10 protein-coding genes, 1 pseudogene and 1 riboswitch are annotated in these 13,983 nt (G+C 47.2%); of the genes and pseudogenes, 2 read left to right on the top strand and 9 right to left on the bottom strand.

Annotation, left to right across the window (positions count from 1 at the left end; genetic code table 11):
* The coding region (locus tag AB4585_RS05570; protein ID WP_372169412.1) for a hypothetical protein at window positions 1–198 on the top strand (198 nt) is incomplete at its 5' end.
* 211 nt (window positions 199–409) lie between these two features.
* Here the strand turns inward: AB4585_RS05570 and atzF are convergent.
* The 7 genes from atzF to AB4585_RS05535 all read right to left on the bottom strand — a co-directional run bounded on the left by atzF (window position 410) and on the right by AB4585_RS05535 (window position 10,075).
* On the bottom strand, window positions 410–2,209 hold the full coding sequence (gene atzF, locus AB4585_RS05565; protein WP_372155246.1) for an allophanate hydrolase: 1,800 nt from the start codon (window positions 2,207–2,209) through the stop codon (window positions 410–412).
* Window positions 2,210–2,229: 20 nt separating this feature from the next.
* The gene (gene uca / locus AB4585_RS05560) at window positions 2,230–5,820 is read right to left on the bottom strand and encodes an urea carboxylase (protein ID WP_372169411.1); all 3,591 of its coding nucleotides are present in this window, start codon (window positions 5,818–5,820) and stop codon (window positions 2,230–2,232) included.
* Between the two features lie 93 nt (window positions 5,821–5,913).
* Window positions 5,914–6,552 carry an urea amidolyase associated protein UAAP2 gene (locus AB4585_RS05555; protein WP_372155616.1) on the bottom strand — a complete coding sequence of 213 codons (639 nt, stop codon included), beginning with the start codon at window positions 6,550–6,552 and terminating at the stop codon, window positions 5,914–5,916.
* A gap of 11 nt (window positions 6,553–6,563) precedes the next feature.
* A complete protein-coding gene (locus tag AB4585_RS05550) occupies window positions 6,564–7,328 on the bottom strand; it encodes an urea amidolyase associated protein UAAP1 (protein WP_372155617.1) in 765 nt (254 codons plus the stop codon).
* A gap of 10 nt (window positions 7,329–7,338) precedes the next feature.
* Window positions 7,339–8,145: an ABC transporter ATP-binding protein gene (locus AB4585_RS05545; protein ID WP_372155618.1), complete on the bottom strand. Its 807-nt coding sequence runs from the start codon at window positions 8,143–8,145 to the stop codon at window positions 7,339–7,341.
* Window positions 8,138–8,968: an ABC transporter permease gene (locus tag AB4585_RS05540; RefSeq protein ID WP_372155619.1), complete on the bottom strand. Its 831-nt coding sequence runs from the start codon at window positions 8,966–8,968 to the stop codon at window positions 8,138–8,140. Before AB4585_RS05540 ends, AB4585_RS05545 begins: the two co-directional genes overlap by 8 nt.
* 33 nt (window positions 8,969–9,001) lie before the next feature.
* On the bottom strand, window positions 9,002–10,075 hold the full coding sequence (locus AB4585_RS05535; protein ID WP_372155620.1) for a putative urea ABC transporter substrate-binding protein: 1,074 nt from the start codon (window positions 10,073–10,075) through the stop codon (window positions 9,002–9,004).
* 64 nt (window positions 10,076–10,139) lie between these two features.
* Window positions 10,140–10,237: riboswitch (guanidine-I (ykkC/yxkD leader) on the bottom strand.
* 770 nt (window positions 10,238–11,007) lie between these two features.
* On the opposite strand from AB4585_RS05535, the pseudogene AB4585_RS05530 reads away from it, so the two are divergent.
* A pseudogene (locus AB4585_RS05530) lies at window positions 11,008–11,550 on the top strand (PhoH family protein); the annotation flags it as partial.
* Window positions 11,551–11,658: 108 nt separating this feature from the next.
* Here AB4585_RS05530 and tldD read toward each other — a convergent pair.
* Together tldD and AB4585_RS05520 are read right to left on the bottom strand one after the other, a co-directional pair.
* Window positions 11,659–13,104: a metalloprotease TldD gene (tldD, locus tag AB4585_RS05525; RefSeq protein ID WP_017061366.1), complete on the bottom strand. Its 1,446-nt coding sequence runs from the start codon at window positions 13,102–13,104 to the stop codon at window positions 11,659–11,661.
* 19 nt (window positions 13,105–13,123) lie between these two features.
* The gene (locus tag AB4585_RS05520) at window positions 13,124–13,936 is read right to left on the bottom strand and encodes a carbon-nitrogen hydrolase family protein (protein WP_017061365.1); all 813 of its coding nucleotides are present in this window, start codon (window positions 13,934–13,936) and stop codon (window positions 13,124–13,126) included.
* Window positions 13,937–13,983 lie beyond the last annotated feature (47 nt).

Here is a 13,983-nt window from a genome sequence, read left to right as displayed (position 1 = left end):
CATCAAAAAGGCAAAAGACAGGACTTGACCCTACGTACGATTTCATCAAAAAGGCAAAAGACAAGACTTGACCCTACGTACGCAAACGCTGACATGCGCCAAGTAAAGAGACAAAGAAACCGGATTGATAAGTCTTTGGCTCAAGCTGAAGCTCTAGGATTAATGGTCACTGATATTAAAGGAAGATTAGGATGGTGAGTTCACGGGTAAAAATTCAATCCGAGAAGCTTTTGGACAGAACCTAGTTAGAGTACTTACTTAAATTAGTAAAGTACGAATTATCTAAAGTATCGCAAAGTACTCTGCCACTGCTTTATCACTGCATCTGTGTTCTGATTATTTTTGAGACAGAACCTATTTAAAGCTTAGGTATATCTCCCAAGCCTACTATTTATAAAAGAGACATCAATCATGATTGTATAAGAAAAGACCTCCATCCACCCGTTTCTGTGATATCGGTTGCCCCTTCAATTCCAATACCTTCACAGATAAACCCTTTCACCCATTCGCCAGAGTCAATTTCAACACTACCTAATCCAAGTGGATGAGGGATTTGCACAAGCAAGGAACCTAGCTGTTTTTTAGGAACTCGCCAGATTTCAACTTCAATCTTTTGGCCTTGGTTTTGGTTACGCACCAGCCCCGGTCTTAACGGCGGGCCACCTGCTAGGCAGTATAGAGAGTAGTTTTCTGATGTGGTGGTGCGCTGTTTAAAGTTCGCGCCCAATTCAATCAGCTGATGGTTAAGCGCTAGATCTTTCATGTGAGCACCGCATACAAGAAGATCAACGCTCTCACTACTCTCAAGTTCAACCTGTGTTGCACCTAAAGGTAAGTTCATCGCCTGTTGCCACTCTTTAGCTAGAGCAATCAGAGCTTCATCCTGAAAGGCTTGTGCAAATAAGGTGACGCCAAATGGTAGCCCGGCTTCGGTGAAGCTTGCGGGTATGGCAATCGCGCTGTAGTCGAGCAGGTTCATGAAGTTGGTGTAATAGCCAAGGTTGGTGTTCAGAGCGATTGGGTCGCGGTTAACTTCATCAATGGTGTAGATAGTGCCTGCTGTTGGTGTGAGCACCGCATCAACATCGTCCATCAGCTGATCACACTTAACCTTATAGGCTTGCATTTGATACATGGCTTTGAAGGTATCGGCGGCTGAAAGATCTTTGGCTCCACCAACAATGGTTTGAATCACTTCTAAGCACTGCTCTTGATTGCTGTTAAAGAAGGATTCGATAGCCGCATAACGCTCTGCGACCCATGGCCCTTGGTAAAGCAAATTTGCTGCTTCAATAAATGGCGATAAATCAAATGGAATGACCTCTGCACCCAATGATTCTAGACGAGCAACCGACTGAGCATAGAGCTTGCGGTACTCTTCGTTGCCAAAGAATTTGAGCTGTTCTTCCGCTGGTACACCGACTCTCAACCCAGAGAACTTTGCAGTCGCTTCAAGCCCTTGTTCAATCGCATAGCGAGCATAGCAATCGCTCTCATCATAGCTCACGCCCACTTGGTAGAGTGTAGTAAGGTCTTCTGCACTCTTGGTGAAAAACGTCACGCAATCTAGTGTGCGACATGCAGGGACGACACCGGTGCAACTTAGCAATCCTTTACTTGGCTTCAAGCCATAGAGGTTGTTGAATGCAGCAGGTACGCGACCTGATCCCGCCGTGTCTGTGCCAAGAGCAAAGTAGACTTGATTGGTCGCCACAGAGACCGCGCTGCCAGAACTTGAACCGCCCGAAATATACCGCGCATCAAAGCTGTTATTCACCGCGCCCCAAGGGCTGCGTGTGCCAACCAAACCTGTGGCGAACTGGTCAAGGCTTGTCTTACCCAAGGGTACAGCGCCTGCTTTGATCAGCTGTTTGACGACATACGCTGATTCTGATGGCTGATAGCGGTAAGCTTCACAGCCAGCAGTAGTATCTAGCCCCGCTAAATCAATATTGTCTTTGATGGCAAAAGGGACACCAAAGAGGGGTAACTGATCAATATCTTGTTTGGCGAGTTCAGCGAGATACATGTCCAGTTGTTGGTCAGAAATCACTGAGAGCCAGACGTTAGATTGATCGGCTCTGACTTGCTCAAGCTTGGTACGTAAAAACTGCTCGGCGTTAGTCTCACCGCTGCGATACGCCTCATGTAAGCCACTGATCGTCAGTGGCTCTGATGCTGTTTGAATAGTTGTGTTTGAATCTGTCATCTTACCTATCCTCAGAACCGTTACGCAGCACACGTATTAACAACAAGTAGCGGCTCGCCTGCATGTACCTGCGCACCCGCTTCATGGCATATCGAGTCGATTACACCCGAGACACTCGCGGTCACTTCGAGCTCCATTTTCATCGCTTCCAGAATCATCACCACATCATTCTCTTTCACAGTTTGCCCCGGCTCGACGAGCACTTGCCATATGTTGCCAGCAACGTGGCTCTCAATGGCTTCTTGCCCTTCTTCTAGCTCTGTTTGAACACTCGACTGCTCTATTTCAGTCGCTACGAAGTTCGCTTGTCCAGACTCTTCCCAACGCTGACGCTCCTCTTCGAATGCCTGTTGCTGGCGAGCTTTGCTCTGCTTGATTTCATCGGCATGTTCATCGAGAAGTGATTGGTAATCTGCAAGTGAGAACTCGGCCTCTTCAATCTTCACTGGATAGTGACCTTGTGGGTGTTTCTCACGAATATCGAGCAGCTCCTCCGCACTCACTTCGTAGAACTTAATTTGGTCGAAGAAGCGCAACAGCCAAGGCTTGGTGAAGGCTTCGGTTTGACGGTAGCGATTCCACATCTGCAGAGTTCGACCCACAAACTGATAACCACCTGGACCTTCCATACCGTAGACACACATGTAAGCACCACCAATTCCGACCGCATTTTCTGGCGTCCAAGTACGTGCTGGGTTGTATTTAGTAGTGACCAAGCGGTGGCGAGGGTCAATTGGTGTTGCCACTGGCGCACCAAGATACACATCCCCTAGCCCCATCACTAAGTAGCTCGCATCAAACACGATGCGCTTAACGTCTTCTACTGAGTCGAGCCCATTGATACGGCGAATAAACTCAATGTTATCCGGGCACCAAGGTGCGTCTTTGCGAACCACTTCGTCGTATTTACGAATCGCCAGTCGAGTGGCTTCGTCATCCCAAGACAGTGGCAAATGCACCACGCGAGCAGGCACAGTTAGCTCATCGATATTACCGAGAGTCGCTTCAATCGATTCTAACTCGTCAAGCAGCTGCTCTCTTGGCAACACGAGGTTGTCGTAATGAATTTGCAGTGAGCGAATCCCCGGAGTGAGCTCTTCTACGCCAACCAAGTTTCTCTCTTGAAGCTTGAGCATCAAAGCATGAACTCGGAAACGCAGGCGAATGTCGAGCATTTGCGGACCATACTCCACCAGCAAGTAATCTTCACCACTAGGGCGGTACACGACTTGCTCACCATATTGACTCGCTGGGATGGTCTTGATAATTGGCGAATCGAGCTCTGCTGTTGGCAGCGCCATTTCATTGATGACACCTGTCTCAATCTGAGAAAGTTGCGCGCGCTCAGCAAGCTCAGCGTCTTCTACTGATACAGGGGTAAATCGAATCTTATCTCCTGCTTTGAGCTGCCCCATCTTCCAAAGATCCGCTTTGATGATGGTCGCTGGGCAGACGAAACCGCCAAGACTTGGGCCATCTGGACCTAGAATAACCGGCATATCACCAGTAAAGTCGATAGTGCCAACGGCATAAGCGTTATCGTGGATGTTTGATGGGTGAAGCCCTGCCTCGCCACCATCTGCGCGTGCCCAGTTTGGTTTAGGTCCGATTAAACGAACGCCTGTACGGCTTGAGTTAAAGTGCACTTTCCACTCGGCATCAAAGAAGGCATCAATATCCTCTTGGGTGAAGAAATCTGGCGCACCGTGAGGGCCGTAAATCACTCGGATCTGCCATTCACCGTTGAATTCTGGCTGCACCACTGAGGTAATTTCAGTCGTACTCTCCTGAGCCGATTGGCTAATACGCAGTACATCCCCCGCCACTAATGCACGACCAGCGTGGCCACCAAATTGGCCTAACGTGAAGGTTGAGCGGCTACCAAGATATTCTGGGCAATCAATACCACCTTGTACCGCTAGGTAAGTACGAGCACCGTCTAGCACCTTGCCAAGCTTCAGCGTTTGTCCTGATTTAATCTCAATCGCTGTATTCATCGTTACCGATTCACCATCCAGTGAGGCTTGGATGCTTGCGCCTGTCAGCGCGATACGTGTCGCTTGGTTAAATTTAAGCGTTGGACCCGAGACAATGATTTCCAAACCAGCGCATGACTCATCATTGGCTAGTAGTGTGTTGGCTAAACGGAAGCTTAATGCGTCCATAGGGCCTGATGGTGGCACACCAATGTCCCAGTAACCTGTTCGTGCTGGGTAATCTTGAATGGTGGTTTGTGTTCCTCCATTGACGACATCAAAGGTATTCGGTTTAAACTCGAAAGTATTGAGAGACTGAGTCAGCACCTCACCTTTCTTTACCAGTTCGCTCGCTAATAGCTGGCTTAAGTACGCTTTGTTGTGTTCGATGCCGTAAATCGTGCTGTTGTCGAGGCTTTGCTTAAGCTCTGCAAGTGCTGTGTCTCTGTCTTGGGCATGAACGATCACTTTAGCAAGCATAGGATCAAAGAATGGCGAAACTTCAACGCCCGCTTCAATCCAATGTTCTACACGTAAGTTCTCTTGCTCTGCCCACTCGACATGACTTAGTAGCCCAGCACACGGCTGAAAGTTTTTGTTAGCATCTTCGGCGTAAAGACGAACCTGAATCGCATGGCCTTGTGATTTTAGGTTTGCACCAAGTGTCGCCAGTTCTAGCTGCTCAGCACCTTGGCGAACCATCCACTCAACAAGATCAACACCAAACACTTCTTCTGTGACACCATGTTCCACCTGTAGGCGTGTGTTCACTTCAAGGAAGTAGAACTCTTGTGTTTGCTGATCCAATACAAACTCAACCGTACCTGCATTGCGATAGTTCACCTCACTCGCAAGGCGAACCGCAGTATCCTGTAGCTTAGCTCGAGTTTCATCGTTGAGGTTCGGTGCAGGTGTCTCTTCAATGACTTTTTGGTTACGGCGCTGAGCAGAGCAATCACGCTCACCTAATGCAACCACATAACCTTGTCCGTCACCGAAGATCTGCACTTCAATATGGCGTGCCTGCTGAATAAACTTCTCGATGAACACGCCGCTGTTACTGAAGTTGTTTTCACTTAATCGCTTAACGCTATTATAAGCCTCATCCAGCTCTTGGCTTGTAAAGCAGCACTGCATACCGATACCACCGCCACCAGCGGTACTTTTAAGCATCACTGGATAGCCAATTTTCTCCGCTTCCTTTAGGGCTTGCTGCTTGTCATTCAATAAGTCTGTGCCTGGGAGAAGCGGTACGTTCGCATGAGTCGCGATGTTACGCGCAGAGTGTTTTAGGCCGAACGCTCGCATTTGTTCTGCTGTTGGTCCTAAAAAGACCAATCCTTCTTGTTCGCAGCGTTCAACAAATTCTGGGTTTTCGCTTAGGAAGCCGTAGCCAGGATGAATCGCTTCTACCCCTGACTGTTTCGCAATAGCAATGATTTTGTCTTGATCAAGGTACGTCTCGGTTGCGCCGCCCTGACCTAAAGAGTAAGCCTCATCAGCACCGACAACGTGTAAACTTTGAGAGTCTGCTTCGCTATAAATAGCAACGCTTGTGATATTGAGTTGTTTTAATGTGCGGATAACTCGGCAGGCAATGGCTCCACGGTTAGCAATTAACACCTTACTAAACATATTTTCTTCCCTAAAATCCAGGTCGTCCCGGAAAAATAAAGAGCATTAACTAGGGTCGTCCCTTGCTCATTTTTTGCAGCTATTTTGCTGACTTTATTGCCAAACGATGACCTCAACAGGCGTTGGGTTGTAGGCATTACATGGGTTATTCAGTTGTGGGCAGTTCGACATTAAGACGATGGTGTCCATGTGGGCTTTGAGCTCTACGTACTTGCCTGCGCCACTAATACCGTCCGCAAAAGTAAGTCCACCTTCGGCTGTCACAGGTACATTCATAAAGAAGTTGATGTTATGGGTAATGTCGCGCTTAGACATACCAAACTGCTCGTTTTCAGCGACAGCAAGTAACCAGCTATCACGGCAAGCATGCATGCACTTTTTATCAATTGAGTAACGTACTGTGTTGCTCTCGGTCGCACATGCGCCGCCAAGCGTGTCGTGTCGGCCACAGGTATCTGCGACAATCTCAAGCATCACATTGCCTTGGTCAGACAGAATCTTGGTCCCAGCAGTTAGATAAACATTACCCTGCTCACGAATGGTATCGATGGCGCTGTAGCGCTCTGAAGGATCATTCGCGTTGTAAAACAGAGTATCTGCAGCTTGGTTGCCTTCAATATCAAGGATACGCACCGTTTGGCCTTTTTTTACGACTTTCATGTAGTAGTCCCCCGCAGGCACAACATCACGATAAAGTGCTTCACTTGGCTGTAATTGGCTCTCTACAATCATGTTTTACTCCTTTAACAACAGTGACTAACGGTGGATGGTTCAACGGCTTGACTTTCCGTAGCGGCATAACGACGGTTGTTTTCAAAACCTCGCTCGTTCTCTTCACGGTGATTTAGACAGGCATCACTTTCGAGCATCGGGTCAGACTCAAATACCGTTACCTCAACAGGCTTATATGGATATGTCTCTGATGGATTAAGTGGATGCGGACAAGTCGTCATCACTACCAAGGTATCCATCTCAAAACGCAGCTCAATACAGTCATCGGCTTGGCTGTGCTGAGGGTCGTAGTTAAGATTACCCACTTCATCGGTAGCCACTTTGCTGAACAAGTTAAGGTTCGCCGCCAAATCACGCTTACCTAAGCCATATTTCGCCACTTCTACTAGCAACGCGTCATAGCCGTTCTGTTTCCACTGGTTACGCTCTGTTTGGTAGTCTCGCTCACCCCACTTCTGTGCCACTTTCTGTTTGTTGGCAACACCACAAACAGTATCAATCCAGCCAGTGTCATCACGGACAATCGAACAGAAAATACGCCCCATATCTGAATACAAACAGTTGCCTGTGGTCAGCTTGAACGTGTGTTGGCATTTCAAGGTATCAGGCGCATTGTAGCGCTCTATCGGATTGGCAGGGTTGTAGAACAACACACTCAGGTTCGCCCCGCCTTCTAGGTCTTTGAACCGAACCGTTCGACCTTTCGGCACGACCATAGACCAATGGGCGGCCCCAGGCAGTGTGTCTGAAAAAATCACTTCCTGTTTTGCTAACATGTTTTATTCCTTATGCAATTTTTTGTAGTAGTTGTTCTGGTTGGGTGTGTTCCAACTGCTCAGTTGGAATATCAAAAGTCACCTGCGCACCAAAACGCTCTGGGGCTTGCTCATCATGGCGGGTATGATCAAACACCCATAGACGGTTGCCTAGATGGAAGCCTTCACTAAGATCGTGAGTGATCATAAATACGGTCAGGTTTTGCTCTTTCCACAGCGATTTCACGAGCACATGCATGTCTTTGCGAATACCCGGATCAAGTGCGCCAAAAGGCTCATCCAATAGCAGTATTCTTGGCTTCTTAATTAGTGCCTGAGCAATAGAAAGACGCTGTCTCATACCGCCTGATAGCTCATGCGGGTATTTATCTTGAGCGGCTAACAAGCCTACTTGTTCCAGCATCTTCAACGCTTGCTTTTTCGCTTGTTGCTTCTTAGCCCCAAACAGTCGTCCCAATAAAGTGCTGGAAATACTGCTTTCCTCAAACTCATAGCCGAGCATGACATTCTCAAGTGCAGTCAGATGTGGAAACACCGAGTACTTTTGGAACACGATGCCTCGCTCTACACCAGGCTCTTGAGTAAGCGGCTCGCCATCCAATAACATTTGGCCTCTCGATGGTGTTTCTGTGCCTAGCAGCATGTTGAGGAAAGTGGTTTTTCCACAACCCGAAGCGCCGACGATGCTGACGAAGTCACCTTCATTGACAGTGAGGTTCAAACGCTCAAGGACGATGTTGTCGCCATACTCTTTCCAAACCTGCTTGATTTGGATGATCGGCTGCTTGGTTTCGTTATTCACTTGCGCACTAACCATGATTCTCTCCTTGAGACTGGTGATACCAAGGGCTTAACTTTTTCGACGCTAAGCGTAAGAGCCAATCCATGCTGTAAGCCAAGATAGTGATCCACAAGACGTACGGTAGAATCACATCCATTGATAGGTAACGGCGTACCAAGAAGATGCGGTATCCCAAGCCTTCGGTTGCAACAATCGCCTCTGCGGCAATCAAGAACAGCCATGCGCTACCCAAGGTTAGGCGAACGGCTTCAATCAGCTTTGGCATAATCTGAGGAAGGATAACTCGCACAATAATTTGCCAACTGTTCGCGCCTAGTGTTTGAGCCTTAATGAGTTGCTCATCAGGCAGGCTTTGCACCCTAAGCTGAATGTCTCGAATAATGATCGGACACACACCGATGACAATCAGCACCACTTTAGAGACTTCACCCACCCCAAATGAGATAAACAATATTGGCAATATCGCCATAGGCGGAATAAGAGAAACTACGGTGATCACCGGTGATAATGAAGAACGCACTAAAGGAATAATGCCCGTCGCAATACCTAGTGATAGACCAATCAGTGCACTGATACCAATCCCCCAGCCTAGTCTTGCAAGACTGGCAAAGGTGTCTGTCCACATTAGGTATTCACCCGTTCTTCGGCTTGGGGTAAACGCCATTCTGTCGATGGCATCTGCAAAACTGCTGAGCGCGGGAAGTAGCTTATCGGCGGAGTTGGCTGCCAGTCTCGCATCTGCTGCCGTCACGTAGACGGCAAGCAGGATGAGAAACGGCATCACACCTAACATAACGCGTCCAAATTTGGACGGATGACAGTTAATTACTTTGGTCATAACGACTCCATTTACAATGACCGAATGGTGAGGTTACAGCTTGTTATCCGCTGCCATCTGCATGTACTCAGATGTAAATCGAAGCTTGATGTTGCTTGGGTCGCCATAAACGCCCGTTGGTGTTTCTACGCCAATGAAACCCGCATCAGGCGCACCTTCACCTAGCAGACCATGCTCAAATGAGAACTCGCTGACTTTTTGCATCGTCGCAGCAAGTTTAGGGCTTTGTGTAAATCTCACTGCCTCATCAGCGGAGTAGAACATATTGGTCGCTTGTAGCTGAGACTTGTAACCATCAAGGTCAGTACCAGATGCTTGTGCCATATAGGATTTGGCTTCATCACCCTGTTCTGATGATTGCATGATCGACATGATTTCGTACCACGCGCCGGTCAAGGCTTTACCCAATGCTGGGTTGCTTTCCAAGGTCTCAGTATTGACGACCAGTAAGTCGATAATTTCGCCAGGGATGTCAGAAGAGTTGAAAACAAAAGAAGTGTCTGGCTGAGAAGTGATTTCACTCAATAGCGGGTTCCAAGTAACGACAGAAGTCACTTGGCTAGTGCTAAATGCGGCAACAAGATCAGCATCGGATGTGTTGACGACTCTCACATCACGCTCACTCATACCCACACTTTCTAGCGCGCGAGCCAGCAGGTAGTGAGATACACTTAACTCTACAAGGTTAATTGACTGACCTTTTAGGTCTTCTAACTTTTTATCCCCTTTAAGGACAATACCATCGTTGCCGTTTGAGAAGTCACCCACTACTAGTGCTGTTGAGTCAGCTCCACTTGCCGCAGGAATCGTTAATGCATCCATGTTCGTCATAACGGTTGCATCGAACTGACCCGTGGTGAACTGATTGATGGACTCAATGTAGTCGTTAACCTGCACAACATCGATTTCAATGCCGTACTTATCTGCCCATTTATCTAAGATTCCAGAATGGTCTGCATAATCCCATGGCATCCACCCGACATAGATAGACCAAGCAAGAGTAAACTTTTCTTTCTCTTGTGCTAATGCGATTGGGGAAAAGGCTGAAGTGAGTAGCGTCGTACCGACAACGGATGCAAGTAGGCTTTTTTTGATTTGAGCTTTCATTGAAATCTCCTCCATGAGGTCACTAAATACAAACACAAGAGACATAACCAATTGGCTTGGTTTAATCTCCCGGGCTTCTATCCCTCCGTGTGACCCCTTGCGAGGTTGACAACTCTCGACCCAGACACTGTATCAACAGCCGGAACCCTAGATGTCTATTTGCCAAATTGTGAGTTAGCAAGGTTAATCACCTAGCTAACTCTGTGCTCTTGTAAACTTACAATAACTAAACAAATATCATGCCAATTTTAAGTAACTAAAAATCAATAACTTAAACTCAAAGTGAATTACTACACTGTTCTAGATGTGATCATTTTGGTGCATAAGTTCAATTTGGGTGCAGTGATAATCCCCCGACTTTTATAGGTGCACTAAAGGTATGAGGAAAAGTAAGTCAAATGGCGGCTCTGTGAAGTAAGTAGCTAATCAGGCGTAACTTCGAATGGGGCAGAAGCAAGCTTGCCACATACAGTTCTTAGCTTTAAACTAACGTTGAGAGCCTCGGGTATCCCTGCTTTTTCTTGGATGTACTATTTACTGTCTGGCCAGAAGTAATTGTATCGAATTGAACTTGGCTTAATTGCAAAGCAGACCACCGAGGACATATGATAAGTCTAGGTGCTTTCCCTTCCATATACTTTGGTGATAAAACACCCGACGCTGCACACAGAATGTGTTCCCTCTTCGTTTTGAATGACAAACATTCTGTAGCTGTTTACAAAGCCATAGGCATTGCCTGTGGCTTTGTCGTATCTGGGACTAAAAAAACTGGTGCAACAGGCTTACACACAAATTAATCTATTGATAGTTTCTTATGCTCTAAACGTTTAGGGGCAAAGACGATTTACGAAACAACTTGTTTCGCATTTTTGCAAGATCCTCTTGCAAAATTTAGGTATTAAACTTTGTCCAACAGGCTATTGGACAATTTGGGCATGACACTGCTTGCTATGGCTGCTGCACTTGAACAAACCATTGAACGTAAGCAATTCGATAAGATCATCGTAACCCGCAACACCCCTGATATTGGTGAATCGATAGGTTTCCTTCCGGGTACAGAGGAAGAGAAAATGTTGCCTTGGTTGGCTGCTGTGACCGATACACTGGAAGCGCTGCACAAGAACGACCACTGCACAGAAGGCTCGATGAAGTACATCTGTGACAAAGCCAATATCCAGTTCAAATCAATCAACTTCATGCGTGGCCGCTCGATTCAAAATGCCTTTGTGCTTTTGGATGAGTGTCAGAACCTCACCGCTTCACAGATAAAAACCATCATCACCCGTTGTGGTGAAGGTACTAAGATCGTCTGCTCAGGTAACTTAGCGCAGATAGATTCTTCTTACCTAACCCCTGTGACTTCAGGCTTAACCTACATGGTTGAGCGTTTTAAAAACTTCGAAGGCAGTGCCAACATCCACCTCAATGGTGTGGTGCGTAGCCGACTAGCTGAGTTTGCGGAAGAGAACATGTAGTGACTCTATACGCTCACTGAATCAGTAATCTAAAAACAAAAAGCGCCTCACATTGGAGGCGCTTTTCAATTTAATATTTTGAAGTAAGTCGGCAGAGGTTAGTCTGAATTACTCAGTACCACCAACGGTTAGCGAGTCTAGTTTCAATGTTGGTTGACCAACACCCACTGGCACACTTTGACCAGCCTTACCACACACACCCACACCACGGTCGATGCTTAGGTCGTTACCCACCATAGACACCTGCTGCATCGCTTCGATACCAGAACCGATTAGCGTCGCGCCTTTCACTGGGTGAGTGATCTTACCGTTTTCAATCATGTACGCTTCAGACGCTGAGAATACGAACTTACCTGATGTGATATCGACCTGACCGCCACCGAAGTTCGGTGCGTAGATACCTTTCTCAACCGTCGCGATGATCTCTTCCGGTGTGTGTTCGCCCGGTAGCATGTATGTATTCGTCATACGTGGCATTGGAAGATGCGCGTATGACTCACGACGACCATTACCTGTCGGTGCTACACCCATTAGACGAGCGTTCAGCTTATCTTGCATGTAACCTTTTAGGATGCCGTTTTCGATTAACGTATTGTACTGACCGTTAACACCTTCATCATCGACGTTCAATGAACCGCGTAGATCCGTTAATGTACCGTCATCGACAATCGTACATAGGCTTGAAGTTACTTGCTCACCAACTTTGCCAGAGAATACTGACGACTCTTTACGGTTGAAGTCGCCTTCTAAACCGTGGCCTACCGCTTCATGCAGCAGAACGCCCGGCCAACCAGAACCAAGAACCACAGGCATGGCACCAGCAGGCGCTGCAACCGCTTCAAGGTTAACTAATGCTTGGCGAATCGCTTCATCCGCAAATTGGTAAGCAACTTGAGTGCCTTTGTCATCACTTAAGAAGAAGTCGTAACCAAAACGGCCACCACCACCAGCGCTACCACGCTCACGACGATCACCCTTCTGTGCAAGTACGCTAATAGACAAGCGAACCAGCGGACGAATATCACCAGCGTAAGTGCCATCAGTCGCAGCAACCAGCATCTGCTCATGCACACCACTTAAACTCACCGATACTTCAGTCACCATCGGCTCTTTAGTGCGAATGTAAGCATCTAATGATTTTAGTAATTCTGTTTTCTGCTGTTTTTCCCAACTCGCAAGCGGGTTAACTGCATCATAGTAAGCTTGATTAGAGTTGCGTTTGAACGCTTGAACCTTGCCGTTTTGACCTTGTTTAGCAATACCACGAGCCGCAATTGCGCTCTGCTTAAGACCATCCAATTGGATTTGGTCAGAGTAAGCAAAACCAGTCTTTTCACCAGATACTGCACGAACGCCAACACCGCAATCGATATTGAAAGAGCCGTCTTTAATAATGCTGTCTTCTAGCACTAAAGATTCGTGCCAGCTTGACTGAAAGTAGATATCAGCATAATCAATTTGGCGGGTAGCAATACTCGCCAATGTATCTGCGATATTTTGCTCCGTAAGCCCTGTCGGGTTCAGTAGCGCTTCTTCAATTTGATTAATGCTCATAGATGGCTCTTGTTTGTAATTAAAATTGATTGGTAAATCGAGAGTGTTGCGCGATGGGCATATTTTGCCTAATGGACTCGCAACTGGATGTGTCTATCTCAACCACCATACTTTTAGGATCTTGGTCTAACTGTGCGACCACTCGTCCCCATGGATCAACCACCATTGAGTGTCCCCATGTTTCTCTTTGGCAAGGGTGTTTTCCGCCTTGACCTACCGCGACAATCCACGACTGTGTTTCAACCGCGCGGCATCTTAATAGTACTTCCCAGTGCGCTTGACCCGTTACCGCTGTAAAAGCCGCAGGCACCACAATGATTTGTGCCCCTTGCTTACGTAACTCTGAATACAAGTGTGGAAAGCGCACATCATAACAAATACTCAAACCTAAGCGACCAAAAGGCGTTTCCGCTGTCACAACTTGGTTGCCCGGAGTGAAAATATCCGACTCTCGATAGCACTTATGGGCGTCAGCGACATCCACATCAAACATGTGTAGCTTGTCGTAATGAGCAACGAGGCAACCAAAATCATCAATCACCAAGGTGGTGGTCGTCACTCCGTTAGTTGTGCTTATCGGCATACTGCCAATGACGATCCAAATTCTGTGAAGCTTTGCTAGCTCAGAGATTTTCTTTTGCAGTGGGCCATCATTAAAAGGCTCAGCACACTGGTGATAGTCGGCTTTACTGCCAAAAACTAACGCGTTTTCAGGGCAAACAACCCACTTAGCCCCCAACTCTTTGCACTTTGCAACTTCTTGAGCAAGGTACTCAAAGTTCAATTCAGGGCTGGGGCCAGATGTCATTTGAATCAACCCAACACAATCCATGTGTATCGCTCCTCCATTCATTATGATTCAGAAATCAGCATTTCACC

Source organism: Vibrio sp. 10N.222.49.C9 (genome assembly GCF_041474985.1).
GTDB classification, from domain to species: domain Bacteria; phylum Pseudomonadota; class Gammaproteobacteria; order Enterobacterales; family Vibrionaceae; genus Vibrio; species Vibrio crassostreae_C.
This window is presented reverse-complemented; position numbering and strand designations above follow the sequence as displayed.

Bases quoted from the DNA above. Each gene is read 5' to 3' on its own strand.
- atzF (WP_372155246.1), bottom strand. From the start codon at position 2,209: ATGACAGATTCAAACACAACTATTCAAACAGCATCAGAGCCACTGACG.
- uca (WP_372169411.1), bottom strand. From the start codon at position 5,820: ATGTTTAGTAAGGTGTTAATTGCTAACCGTGGAGCCATTGCCTGCCGA.
- AB4585_RS05555 (WP_372155616.1), bottom strand. From the start codon at position 6,552: ATGATTGTAGAGAGCCAATTACAGCCAAGTGAAGCACTTTATCGTGAT.
- AB4585_RS05550 (WP_372155617.1), bottom strand. From the start codon at position 7,328: ATGTTAGCAAAACAGGAAGTGATTTTTTCAGACACACTGCCTGGGGCC.
- AB4585_RS05545 (WP_372155618.1), bottom strand. From the start codon at position 8,145: ATGGTTAGTGCGCAAGTGAATAACGAAACCAAGCAGCCGATCATCCAA.
- AB4585_RS05540 (WP_372155619.1), bottom strand. From the start codon at position 8,968: ATGACCAAAGTAATTAACTGTCATCCGTCCAAATTTGGACGCGTTATG.
- AB4585_RS05535 (WP_372155620.1), bottom strand. From the start codon at position 10,075: ATGAAAGCTCAAATCAAAAAAAGCCTACTTGCATCCGTTGTCGGTACG.
- tldD (WP_017061366.1), bottom strand. From the start codon at position 13,104: ATGAGCATTAATCAAATTGAAGAAGCGCTACTGAACCCGACAGGGCTT.
- AB4585_RS05520 (WP_017061365.1), bottom strand. From the start codon at position 13,936: ATGGATTGTGTTGGGTTGATTCAAATGACATCTGGCCCCAGCCCTGAA.